The organism is Nocardia amamiensis (assembly GCF_015477605.1).
Lineage (GTDB): Bacteria > Actinomycetota > Actinomycetes > Mycobacteriales > Mycobacteriaceae > Nocardia > Nocardia amamiensis_A.
Genome location: NZ_JADLQX010000001.1, coordinates 454,924 through 466,986 on the forward strand (window position 1 = coordinate 454,924; position 12,063 = coordinate 466,986).

The window sequence follows — 12,063 nt, forward strand, 5'->3', positions numbered from 1 at the left end:
CACCGCTCTGATCTTGAAAATGAAATCCTTTAGGCTCGGCCCGGGCAGAAACACGTCGGACAGGTAGGAGCGCGGTGAGCGACCACCACCATCACCACGATCACTCGGGACCGATCGCGATCGGTGCCACCGCGGCGCGCGTGGTCATCGGGTTACTCACCGTGATCGGCGTCGCAGTCGTCCTCGGTGCGATCGCCCTGTGGCCGAGCGAGCAGCACGTCGATATCCCACTGCCGATGCAGAACGCCGGCGGCGGCGCGGTAGAGACCGAAGCGGGCACCGTGGTGATGCAGGACATCGGCCCGTGCGGCAGCGCGTCGCTGGGCAAGGTGTTCCCCGACAAGCCCGAGCCGCCACGTACCAATGCCTACACCTGCCAGCGCAGTGTGATCGCGATCGAGTCCGGCCCGCACAAGGGCAACCACACATTGTTCGAGATCGCGCCCGGTCCAGGACAACCCGATCTGCGCGCCGGCGACGAGATCCGGGTGGTCCGCCAGGCCGATCCGAGCGGAACGCCGCTGTACTCGTTCGAGGACTACTCGCGCGGGTTGCCGCTCACCCTGATCGCCCTGGCCTTCGTGGTGGTGATCATCGCGGTGGCGCGCTGGCGCGGCGTTCGTGCGCTGCTCGGCCTGGTGTTCGCCTTCGCGGTGCTGGTGATGTTCCTGCTGCCCGCCTTGCTGGACGGCAAACCCGCGGTCCCGGTCGCGTTGGTCGCCGGCGCGTTGATCCTGTACGCCGTGCTGTATCTCGCGCACGGGGTGAACCTGCGCACGAGTTCGGCGCTGCTGGGCACGCTCGCCGCGATGCTGCTCGCCGCGGCACTGTCCTGGCTCACGATCGAGTTGACGCATCTGACCGGGCTTTCCGAAGAGCAGAACACCAACGTCGCCACGTACATCCAGCACGTCAGCATCACCGGGTTGCTGCTGGCCGGATTCATCATCGGGTCGCTCGGCGTGCTCAACGACGTCACCATCACGCAGGCGTCGGCCGCGTTCGAGCTGGCCGCCATCGACGAATCCGCCTCCCGTCGCGAGGTCTTCGCCGCCGCCATGCGCGTGGGCCGTGACCATATCGCCAGCACCGTCTACACCCTGGTGCTCGCCTACGCCGGTGGCGCGCTGCCGCTGTTGCTGCTGTTCAGCGTGGCGGGGCGGTCCATTCGCGACGTGCTGGCCGGTGACGCGGTCGCGATCGAGATCGCGCGCTCCGCGGTCGGCGGCATCGCGCTGGCGCTTTCGGTGCCGTTGACCACCGGCATCGCGGTGCTGCTCGCCCGCCCGCTCGGCGCCAAGCAGCCGGTCCCGCCGCCGCGCCAGCGGCACGCCCGGCACGCTCGGGTCTGAGTGGTTCTCCTCGGTAGCCGCGCCCTCGGCCCCAGCCATGTGCGGGCGCACGGTCGTGCTGCCCAGGCACCTGTGGAAACCGCCACGGCGCTGACGATTGCGGCGACCATGTGTGAGGTGCCTGTCGGCGGTTCGCGCACCGGTCAGTTCGCGATGGGTGGCGGCACGACTCGCTGATGTCGCTCACCTTGCGAGGCTGCTCACAACAGAGCTGGGACGAGACCTGCGATGCGTAGTCGATTCAGCGTGGCGGCGGCGGGGGGAAGGGAAAGACCTCCGGCGGGATCGTGGGGACCACGATAGGCGGAAGGCCGGGCACCACAATGGTGTTCGGGCCGGGTGTCGGCGGCGCCTCGCTGGTGGTTTGCCGTCGATTCGGCGGCGGCGCGGCGGCCGACTCGTGCGCGGATGGTTCCGTCGTGCCCGGTGCGACCGCGATCTGCGGATCGAGCATCGTGGTGCGCGGCGCGGTGGTCGGCGATAACGAGGGCGAACCCTCGTTGGTGTGCGAATCGCGTTCCAGCACCTGCGGTCCGTAGCCGAGGCCGAGCCCGATCGCGGCGACCACCGCGAGCGCGCTGACCGTCAACACGGCGCCGCTGATCTCGCGTTTGCCGCGCTGAGTGGGTGCGGATAACCACGCGGGTGAGAGTTCGTCGTCCAGCACCGGGCTCGCGGCGGGTGTCTCCTTGCGGACCGGCCGAGCCAGGAGCGCGGCGCCGCGGGCCATCACGGTCTCCGGACTGTCCGGCACGATGACGGGCACGCCCATCCAGCGCTCGAGCACCTTGGCGACCAAGGGAATCCGGGCGCAGCCGCCGATGGCGAGCACCCCGTGCACCGGGCGGTCCGAGCGCACGATCACATCGCGCGCCATCCGCGCCGACGACTCGATCGCCAGCATGATCAGCGACTCGAAGTTCTCCTGCGCCAGCAGCACCAAGCCCTGCTCGCTGGGCAGCGCTACTGCCGTGTTGGTGCTCAGTTGCTCCTTGGCCTCCCGGCACAGCGCGTCCAGCTCGGCCAGGCCCGCCGCGTTCGGCGGATGGGCGATCCGGCCCGACGCGATCTGCTGCTCGCGAATCAGCGAATCGAGATAGTCGCCGCTGATGTCGCTGGTGCGTTCACTGTGCCGGACTTCACGGGTCTGCGTGTCGACAACGCTCACCGACAGGCCCGAGCTGCCCAGGTCATAGACGACCAGCGAGGAGATACCGCGAATATCGCCGGTGGCCTGCGCGAACTCCAGCGCGGCGACGATCTCCGGGACGAGTTCGTAGTTGGTCAGCTGCTGACGAGCCATGGCCGCGCGGATGGCGCGGGCGTGCTGCTCACTGCGATAGGCGATCGCGGTGGCGCCGATTCCCGGTGTGGCTTCCAGAGTGACCCCGATGGCTTCGGCCGCCAGTTCTTCCACGCTCTGCCCGGCAACCGGAATGGTCTGCAGATCGAAGGAATGTGGGGAGACATGCCCGTGGGGGTTGCCGGCGTGCGGTCGCGCCATTCGGACAGCGCCGGCCCCCACCGAAACTCCCAGTACCGAACTCATCAGCTGCCCATCTCGTTAACACTTCACGACATGCGAGCCCGCACCGCACGTCGGCGGAGGAGGCGCGCTGGACGGACCCTACCGCCGGCGATCAGCTGTGCTTAAGGCGGACTGGTCATCTGTCTGGCAGTAACCCGCCTCGCTCCGCAACTCTACGGTGTGCCGAGTCCCGCGTACACCCATCCAGCGTCTCTCCAGGTGGCACGATTGAGACAGTTCCGGCCGTCGATGATCGAGCGCGCCCGCACCACCCGGTCCAGATCCTGAGGCCGCAGCGCGGTGAACTCGTCCCACTCGGTGAGAACGAGCACGACGTCGGCGCGTTCGCATGCCTCGGCGATCGAGGTCGCGTAGTTCAGCGTCGGAAACACCCGGCGCGAGTTCTCCAGTGCCTTCGGGTCGTACACGGTCACCACCGCACCGTGCAACTGGATCATGCCCGCCACATTCAACGCGGGCGAGTCGCGGACGTCGTCGGATTCCGGTTTGAACGCCGCGCCGAGCACCGCGACGTTGGCGCCGAGCAGCGAGCCGCCGCAGGCGCGGGCGGCCATGTCCACCACCTTGGTGCGACGACGCATGTTGATGTTGTCGACCTCGCGCAGGAAGGCCACGGCGTGATCGGCGCCGAGTTCACCCGAACGGGCCATGAACGCGCGGATGTCCTTCGGCAGGCAACCGCCCCCGAAACCCAAGCCCGCGTTGAGGAATCGGCGGCCGATGCGCGCGTCATAACCGAGGGCGTCGGCCAGCATGGTCACGTCGGCGCCGGTCGCCTCGCACACCTCCGACACCGCGTTGATGAACGAGATCTTCGTCGCCAGAAACGCGTTCGCGGACACCTTCACCAATTCGGCAGTGGCCAGGTCGGTCAGCAGGAAGGGGACCTCGGCGGCGAGCAGGTCGGCGTAGATCTCGCGGATCAGCTGTTCGACCCACCCGGCTGCGTCGCGGTCGCGGTCGACGCCGAGCACCAGCCGGTCCGGGCGCAAGGTGTCCTTGACCGCGAAACCCTCACGCAGGAACTCCGGATTCCACGCCACTTCCACCTCGGTGGGACTCAGCGCGCGGGCGCGGTCACCGAGCGCCGCCGCCGTGCCGACCGGAACCGTCGACTTGCCGACGATCACCGAAGGACGCTCCAGCATCGGGGCCAGCGTATCCACCACGGCGTGCACGTATTTCAAATCGGCGGCGTACTCCCCTTTCTTCTGCGGAGTGCCCACGCCGAGGAAATGCACCTCCGAGTGGGCGGCCGCCTCGGCATATGAGGTGGTGAACCGCAACCGGCCCGCGTCGAGATTGCGGCGCAGCACATCCTCGAGTCCCGGTTCATAGAACGGCACCACTCCATCGGACAGCTTCGCGATCTTGCCCGGGTCCACGTCGACCCCGATCACGTCGTGCCCGAGTTCAGCCATGCACGCCGCGTGCGTAGCCCCGAGGTACCCGGTTCCGAAGACTGTGCATCGCATGATCGATTGGTAAGCCCCGACGGTGGCCACGCCACGTCACCGAGGCAAGTGTCCGGGCAACAGCAGATGTACATGCGGCGACATCGGCGGTCGCGGCCCGTTGACCTGGTCGGATCTGTGCGATGTCCGGCTAGCATCGGCGTGGTGCGACGTCATCGGTTGGCCTGGGCCCTGCTCGGTGCTGGTCTGGTGGTCGCGGTCGCCGTGGTCGCGCTCTGGCCGGTCTACGTGCGTCCACGGACCGACGCGCCTGCCCCTGCGGACGCGATTCTCGTCCTGGGCGGCGCGCACGACGGGCGCGAACAACTCGGCCTGCGCCTCGCGCGCGAGGGATACGCGCCGCGCGTAGTGTTCTCCGATCCTTATGACAACAGCGCGATGCTGAACCGCATCTGTCACGGCGGCTACAGCTTCGAGGTCCTGTGCTTCGATCCCGCACCGCGGACCACCCGTGGTGAGGGCCGGGAACTTGCCCACCTCGCTCGCAAACATAATTGGCGGCGGGTCATCGTCGTCACGTTCACTCCGCACGTCTCCCGGGCCCGCTACATCTTGCAAAAGTGCTGGGACGGAGAACTTCTCTTCATCGACCCCCAACCCGATCTCTCCGTGCCCCGTTGGGCCTACGACTACGCCTATCAGTCGGTGGGGTTCGCGAAAGCATTGTTCGAGGACTGCTAGCCGCAGGTCACGATGTGGTGGCAGGTGACGTCAGTTTGACTCGATGAGAGAATCAAACGTACATTCTGTCGCGTGGCGCGATGGTCGCCGCGGAAGCAACGATGTGGACCCTCCAGGAGGGCAGATGGAGTACGACTGGTCGGCGGAGGATCTGGCGTTCCGGGACGAGGTGCGCACATTCCTCGCCGCGAAGCTGACGCCGGAGTTGCGGCGGGCCGGGCGCTTGGCGACGAGCGTGTATCCCGACCATGAGGCGAGCATGGCATGGCAGCGGATCCTGCACGAGCACGGCTGGGCGGCGCCCGCCTGGCCGGTGGAGCACGGCGGATGCGACTGGAGCCGCACACAGCACTACATCTTCCATCGGGAATCGGCACTGGCCGGTGCGCCGGCACTCTCCCCGATGGGGATCAAGATGGTGGCGCCCGCGATCATCGCGTTCGGCACCGCCGAGCAGAAGGCGTTCTATCTGCCGCGCATCCTGACCGGTGAAATCTTCTTCTGCCAGGGCTACTCCGAGCCCGAGGCCGGATCGGACTTGGCGGCGCTGACCATGGCCGCCCTCGACGACGGCACGGATTTCGTCTGTACCGGCAGCAAGATCTGGACCACCCATGCCACCGAGGCGAACTGGATCTTCTGTCTGGTGCGCACCTCGCGCACCGGCAAGAAGCAACAGGGCATCACTTTTCTGCTGATCGATATGACTTCGCCGGGCATCGAGATCCGGCCGCTGGTGATGACCTCCGGCGAACAGGTGCAGAACCAGGTCTTCTTCGACAACGTGCGGGTGCCCAAGAGCAATGTGCTCGGCCGCATCGATGACGGATGGACGGTGGCGAAGTACCTGCTAGTGCACGAGCGCGGAGGAGCGGCCGCGCCGTACCTCCAGGTCATGGCACAGGACATCGCGATGGCCGCGGCGCGACAGCCCGGCCGGGACGGCAATCCGCTGATCGATGACCACGCTTTCGCGGCGAAACTGGCCGACTTGCGGATCCGCACCGACGTGCTGGAAGTCCTGGAATACCGCACGATTTCCGCGATGGCGCGGGGCAAGGACCTGGGCCCCGCGTCGTCCATGCTCAAGATCCTCGCGTCCGAACTCAGCCAAAGGCTCACAGAGCTGGCGTTGGAAGCCGCCGGTCCGCGCGGCCGCGTGTACCAGCCGCACGCGACCGCACCGGGCGGCCCGATCGCTCGGTACGTCCCGCCGGCCGACGGATACCTCAGTGGCGCGGACTGGCAGGCCGTCGCGCCGCTGCGTTATTTCAACGACCGGGCGGGCTCGATCTACGCGGGCAGCAACGAGATCCAGCGAAACATTCTCGCCAAAGCAGCATTGGGGCTCTGATGGACTTCACACTCACCGAGGAGCAGGAAATGCTCCGCTCCGCGATCGCCGGATTCCTCGGCGCCCGCTACGACCTGGAAGAAAGCCGCGCGGCGGCGAAATCCGAGGTGGGCTGGCAGCCCGCCGTCTGGCGTGGGTTCGCCGACGAACTGGGGATTCTCGGCGCGACCCTGCCCGAGCGGGTGGACGGATCCGGCGGAGGTCCGGTCGAATTGATGGTCATCGCCGAGGAACTCGGCCGGGCGCTGGTCGTCGAGCCGTTCATCGACACCGTGGTGATCGGCGCTGGACTGCTGGAACGCTGCGGTGGCGAGCAGGCCGACGACGTGCTGCGCCGAATCGTTTCGGGTAACGCGCGCGTCGCATTCGCCGCACTGGAACCGAGCTCCGGGCACACGCTGTACGACGTATCGACCACCGCCTACCGTGACGGCGATTCGTGGGTGCTCGACGGCGCGAAGGTCGTGGTGACCGGCGCACCGCTGGCCACGCAGCTGCTGATCACGGCGCGCACTTCCGGCGAGCGCCGCGACAAGGCGGGGATCTCCTTGTTCCGCCTCGAATTCGACGCGAGTCGTCCGCCTGCCGGAGTCGAGGTGCATTCCTATCGGACCATCGACGACCGGGTCGGTGCCGACCTGGTGTGCACCGGCCTGCGCCTGCCCGCCGACGCATTGCTTGGCACGGAGTCCGACGCCTGGACGGTCATCGAACCGACCATCGCGGAGGCGACCGCGGCGATCTGCGCCGAGGCTGTCGGATGCATGCGGAAAGTGCTCGCCGACACGCTCGACTACGCCGAACAGCGCCAGCAGTTCGGTCAGCCGATCAGCGGGTTCCAGGTCTTGCAGCACCGCATGGTCGATATGTATATCGAACTCGAACAAGCCATCGCCGCCGTCTATCTGGCGATCCACTCGTTGCGCGCCCCGGCCGCGGACCGCGCGCGGGCGGTGTCGGCAGCGAAAGTCACCATCGCGCGGGCAGCGCGGTTCGTCGGCCAGAACGCCGTGCAACTGCACGGCGCGATGGGCATGACCGAGGAACTGGCCATCGGCCACTATTTCAAGCGTCTCACCGTCATAGAACACGAATTCGGTTCTAGTGACGAGCATCTCGACCGGTACGCCGCGCTGACCAGACCGTAGTTCCGCAGCGTACAAAGGAAACGACAGAGCCCGGGTCCCAAGGGACCCGGGCTCTTATCGCTGGTCGAACGCCGTGCTCAGTTCTTCCGGCCCGGTGCCTTGGCGCCGGCCTTGAAGCCGAGACCGCCTGGCTTGGCGGTGGGCGGAGCGACCTCGGATGCGCCATTGCTGCCGCTGCCGTTACTGGTCGGCTCCGGCTCGGCGGCGGATTCGGCCGGTGCCGCGGAAACTTCCGCGGCAGGCGTCTCGTCCGTCGCGGCGGGGGCCGCGGCACCGGGCGCCTTGGGACCGGGCCGCTTGAAGCCGGACTTCATGGCCAGACCCTTGGCGGGCACCGTCGGCTTCGTCTCGACCGGCTTGGCGTCGGTCGGCGCCGCTGCCGTCTCGGCGGGAGCCTGTTCGGCCGATGGGGCGGACGCCGCCGCAGCCTTGGCGCCGGGCGCCTTGGCGCCGCCCTTCATGCCGAGTCCCTTGACCGGCTTGGGCGCCGGGGCCTCGGCCGCAGGAGCGGATTCGGTGGCTGGGGCCGCGGCAGCCTTGGCGCCGGGCGCCTTGGCGCCGCCCTTCATGCCGAGTCCCTTGACCGGCTTGGGCGCCGGGGCCTCGGCCGCAGGAGCGGATTCGGTGGCTGGAGCCGCGGCAGCCTTCGCACCGGGCGCCTTCGCGCCGCCCTTCATCCCCAGACCGCCGGGCGCCTTCGCGGGGCCCTTCATGGCCAGGCCCTTGGCCGGCTTGGCGGGAGCCGCGGTCGCGGATTCGGCGGCTGGGGCCGCGGCAGCCTTGGCGCCGGGCGCCTTCGCAGCGCCCTTCATCCCGAGACCGCCCGGTGCCTTGGCCGGACCCTTCATGGCGAGACCGCCGCCGCCGGGCGCCTTGGCCGGACCCTTCATCGCCAGGCCACCGCCGGTGGGCGCAGCCTTGGCGGGCGCAGGGGCTTCGGCCGCCGGGACGGGTTCCGGCTCCGGTTCCACCGCGGGCGCCTTCGGCTCCTGGATGACCGTGAGGTTCTCGGTCAGCACCGACGGCTCGACGCGCTCGATGGCGTCCAGCATCAGCTGCGCGACGTCCACCACCTCGACGCCTTCTCCCTCGCCCTTCTCCTGGCGGGCGGTGACGCCGTCGGTGAGCATCACGCGGCAGAACGGGCAGCCGGTCGCGATCTTCGCCGGTGACGTGGTCAGCGCCTCGTCGACCCGGTCGATGTTGATGCGCTTGCCGAGCTGCTCTTCCATCCACATCCGCGCGCCACCGGCGCCACAGCACATGGACCGCTCGCCGTGCCGCGGCATCTCGACCAGCTTCGAGCCCGAAGCCGCCATCAGCTCACGTGGCGCGTTGTAGACCTTGTTGTGCCGGCCCAGGTAGCAGGGGTCGTGGTAGGTGACGTTCTGCGACACCGGCGCCACCGGAATGAGCTGCTTCTGGCGCACCAGGCGGTTGAGCAACTGGGTGTGGTGCACGACCTCGTAGCTGCCGCCGACCTGCGGATACTCGTTGTTCAGCGCGTTGAAGCAGTGCGCGCAGGTGACGACGATCTTCTTCTTGCGCTGCTCGACGCCCTCGAACACCGAGTTCAGTAGCTCGATGTTCTGCTGCGCCAGCTGCTGGAACAGGAACTCGTTGCCCGCGCGGCGCGCCGAGTCGCCGGTGCAGGTCTCCTCGGCGCCGAGCACCATGAACTTCACGCCCGCGGTGGCGAGCAGCTCGGCGACCGCCTTCGTGGTCTTCTTGGCGCGGTCCTCGTAGGCGCCGGCGCAGCCGACCCAGAACAGGTACTCGTAGCCGTCGAAGCTGTCGGCGTCCTGGCCGAAGACCGGGATCTGGAAGTCGAGTTCGTTGATCCAGTTCAGCCGGTCCTTGGCGTTCTGGCCCCAGGGGTTGCCCTTGTTCTCCAGGTTCTTGAACAGACCGGCGAGCTCGGAGGGGAACTCCGATTCGATCAGCACCTGGTAGCGGCGCATGTCGATGATGTGGTCGACGTGCTCGATGTCCACCGGGCACTGCTCGACGCACGCGCCGCAGGTGGTGCAGCTCCACAGCACCTCGGGATCGATGATGCCGTTGACCTCGGCGTCACCGACCAGGGGACGCTCCGCCTCGGCCTTGGCCGCCTCGGAGATCTTGGCCAGCTTCGCCTCGTTCGGGTTGCCCTCGGCGTCCACCAGGCCGACCTCGTCGCCGCCCATGTCTTTGCGGCCGCCGGCCAGCAGGTAGGGGGCCTTGGCGTAGCCGTGATCGCGCAGCGACATGATCAGCAGCTTCGGCGACAGCGGCTTGCCGGTGTTCCAGGCGGGGCACTGCGACTGGCAGCGGCCGCACTCGGTGCAGGTGGTGAAGTCCAGCCAGCCCTTCCAGGAGAAATCCTCGATCCGGCCCGCGCCGAAGGTGTCGGTGTCCGGGTCGGCGGTCTCCATGTCGACCGGCTTGCCCTTCGACATCATCGGCTTGGCCGCGCCCAGCGCGACGCCGCCGTCGTCCTCACGCTTGAAGTAGATGTTCGGGAACGCCGAGAACCGGTGCCAGGCCACGCCCCAGGTGATGTTGCGGCCGACGTAGTAGAGGAACGCCATACCCGACATCAGCTTGATGAAGGCGAAGATCGACACCATTACCGGGCTGGCGGGCAGCAGCTTCGCCACCTGCATGGTGAAGAAGTCGGTCGCGGCGTTGGAGTGGTGGTAAGTCGCGATCTTTCCGGCCTTGACGAAGATCATGCCGAGGCCCTCGAGCAGCACGATGGCCTCGATGACATAGGCCGGACCGAACTTGGAGCCGCTGAACCGGGAAAGCCGCTCGGGCACCCGCGGGTGATTGAGCTGACGCAGGATGATCAGCGTGAGGATGCCGACCACGGTGCCGATGCCGAGGATCTCGTCCCACAGGTGGTAGATCGCCAGGTCGCCGATGATCGGCCAGTGGAACGCCGGGTCGAACGTCTGCCCGTACGCCTCGAACCACAGCATGGCGCCGCCGAGGAAGCCGATCATCACCAGCCAGTGCGCCCAGCCGACGGTGCGGAATTTGTTCATGCGCGTATGCGCGAGAAACTCCACGATCATCTGCTTGAAGCGCGGGAAGAAGGGCCGCCAACGATCCGGCGCGGGCTGTCCGATCATGATGGCGCGCGCGATATTGCGGACGCCGCCGATGAACGACGCCCAACACAGGAGGCTGAGCGCCGCCCCAATCGTGCCCAGCGTCACTGTCAGGGCATTCATGTCGCGACCTTTCTTTAGAGGCACCACGAGGGCGGCCGGTCTGTTACCGCCTCGGTTGGCTCGTATCCTAACTGGCGGTAAGTTACCCGCCAGTAACAACCCCGTCCATCGTACGATCGGCTTTTGGCATATAGCCCCCCATGCTGGGGCTTGACCCATTATTTACCTGTGATCAATATCACAATATGGTTCTCGCCGATCTACCTGCTGGTCCGGTGACCATCACGGTAAACGGCGCAGCATTCCGCCCGGTCGGTAAGGATCGGCTTAGTCCCCATGGCTGATAAGGCATCTCGCTTAAAACGGGGCGTTCCATTAGGCTCACGACGTTCAAATAGCTGTGCCCGTCTTCACACCGCTCGGGGAGGATCCGGAGCCGACCACCCGGATTTGATGGAAAGAGCTCTCGCGTGCTGGAGACCAGCCGGTGATGACGACCCTGATGATGGATTGGAAACTGAATGAAACTCCGCAGAACCACCGCGGCGGCTGCGATGGTCATCGGTGCGATGACCATTGGTCTGGGGACGGCTCATGCTGACGAGCCGGCTCCCGCGCAGACCGATCCCGGTGTGCTCTACTCGGTGAAGCTGGTCGACAAGACCGTCGTCGCGGCGCTCAAGGGTGGAACCTTCTCGGTGACCGAGCAGGAGGGCGCTACCGTCGACGAGCCGAAGACCACGGTCGCCAATGTGCACGACGACAAGGGCAACACCCTTGTCTCGTTCCCGCTGAACGTGGATGTCGACGGCAAGCAGGTGCCGGTCAAGGCCGACGTCAAGAAGGACGGCACCGTTCTCGAAGTCACCCCCGACCGTCCGGCCGACCTCGTCGTCTCCGACAAGCCGGTCGTCGCGAAGCCGGTGGTGGCCAAGGACATCGCCTCGCCGATCGAGAATCAGCGTGCGCAGAACGAGTTCGCCAGCAACTTCGGCATCGCCACAGCCGTCGGTGGGTTCATCGGCACCGCGATCGGCGCGGTCGTCGGCTGCATCTTCGGTCTTCCGCTGTTCGGCGTCGGCTGCCTCGCGGGCCTGCCGATCGGCGCGGGCATCGGCGGCATTCTCGGCACCGTCGCAGTCGGTGGGCCGACGCTGGTCGCCGCGGGCATCGAATTGCTGAACACGTTGCAGGCGCCGGACGGCACCACCAAGTGGGCCGAGAAGCCGGTCGCGGCTCAGCAGCCCAACTGATCTTTCGATTCGAAACGACGAGTGGCCCGCTCTCTCCGGAGAGTGGGCCACTCGCCGTTTCCGGGCATGATCAGGACTGGTGACAGAACAAGG

8 protein-coding genes are annotated in these 12,063 nt (G+C 67.3%); 5 read left to right on the forward strand and 3 right to left on the reverse strand.

Annotated elements, in window-relative coordinates:
- Window positions 1–74: 74 nt before the first annotated feature.
- Window positions 75–1,352 carry a YibE/F family protein gene (locus IU459_RS02090; protein WP_195127688.1) on the forward strand — a complete coding sequence of 426 codons (1,278 nt, stop codon included), beginning with the start codon at window positions 75–77 and terminating at the stop codon, window positions 1,350–1,352.
- A gap of 241 nt (window positions 1,353–1,593) precedes the next feature.
- Here IU459_RS02090 and IU459_RS02095 read toward each other — a convergent pair whose 3' ends face one another.
- Window positions 1,594–2,901: an Hsp70 family protein gene (locus IU459_RS02095; protein ID WP_228837179.1), complete on the reverse strand. Its 1,308-nt coding sequence runs from the start codon at window positions 2,899–2,901 to the stop codon at window positions 1,594–1,596.
- A 152-nt stretch (window positions 2,902–3,053) separates the two neighbouring features.
- Window positions 3,054–4,376, reverse strand: a complete 1,323-nt coding sequence (locus tag IU459_RS02100; protein WP_195127689.1) for a UDP-glucose dehydrogenase family protein — start codon at window positions 4,374–4,376, stop codon at window positions 3,054–3,056.
- A 144-nt stretch (window positions 4,377–4,520) separates the two neighbouring features.
- Here IU459_RS02100 and IU459_RS02105 point away from each other — a divergent pair, with 144 nt between their 5' ends.
- The 3 genes from IU459_RS02105 (at window position 4,521) to IU459_RS02115 (ending at window position 7,559) form a co-directional block, all read left to right on the forward strand.
- A complete protein-coding gene (locus IU459_RS02105; RefSeq protein ID WP_324198700.1) occupies window positions 4,521–5,057 on the forward strand; it encodes a YdcF family protein in 537 nt (178 codons plus the stop codon).
- 124 nt (window positions 5,058–5,181) lie between these two features.
- Complete coding sequence (locus IU459_RS02110) at window positions 5,182–6,411, forward strand: acyl-CoA dehydrogenase family protein (protein WP_195127691.1); 1,230 nt, start codon at window positions 5,182–5,184, stop codon at window positions 6,409–6,411.
- On the forward strand, window positions 6,411–7,559 hold the full coding sequence (locus IU459_RS02115; RefSeq protein ID WP_195127692.1) for an acyl-CoA dehydrogenase family protein: 1,149 nt from the start codon (window positions 6,411–6,413) through the stop codon (window positions 7,557–7,559). Before IU459_RS02110 ends, IU459_RS02115 begins: the two co-directional genes overlap by 1 nt.
- A gap of 77 nt (window positions 7,560–7,636) precedes the next feature.
- Here the strand turns inward: IU459_RS02115 and IU459_RS02120 are convergent, their stop codons facing one another.
- Window positions 7,637–10,777 carry a (Fe-S)-binding protein gene (locus IU459_RS02120; protein WP_195127805.1) on the reverse strand — a complete coding sequence of 1,047 codons (3,141 nt, stop codon included), beginning with the start codon at window positions 10,775–10,777 and terminating at the stop codon, window positions 7,637–7,639.
- 461 nt (window positions 10,778–11,238) lie between these two features.
- On the opposite strand from IU459_RS02120, the gene IU459_RS02125 reads away from it, so the two are divergent.
- Complete coding sequence (locus IU459_RS02125; RefSeq protein ID WP_195127693.1) at window positions 11,239–11,970, forward strand: hypothetical protein; 732 nt, start codon at window positions 11,239–11,241, stop codon at window positions 11,968–11,970.
- Window positions 11,971–12,063 lie beyond the last annotated feature (93 nt).

Excerpts from the sequence above, each read along its gene's own strand:
- IU459_RS02095 (WP_228837179.1), bottom strand. The coding sequence starts at position 2,901 with ATGAGTTCGGTACTGGGAGTTTCGGTGGGGGCCGGCGCTGTCCGAATG.
- IU459_RS02100 (WP_195127689.1), bottom strand. The coding sequence starts at position 4,376 with ATGCGATGCACAGTCTTCGGAACCGGGTACCTCGGGGCTACGCACGCG.
- IU459_RS02110 (WP_195127691.1), top strand. The coding sequence starts at position 5,182 with ATGGAGTACGACTGGTCGGCGGAGGATCTGGCGTTCCGGGACGAGGTG.
- IU459_RS02115 (WP_195127692.1), top strand. The coding sequence starts at position 6,411 with ATGGACTTCACACTCACCGAGGAGCAGGAAATGCTCCGCTCCGCGATC.
- IU459_RS02120 (WP_195127805.1), bottom strand. The coding sequence starts at position 10,777 with ATGAATGCCCTGACAGTGACGCTGGGCACGATTGGGGCGGCGCTCAGC.
- IU459_RS02125 (WP_195127693.1), top strand. The coding sequence starts at position 11,239 with ATGAAACTCCGCAGAACCACCGCGGCGGCTGCGATGGTCATCGGTGCG.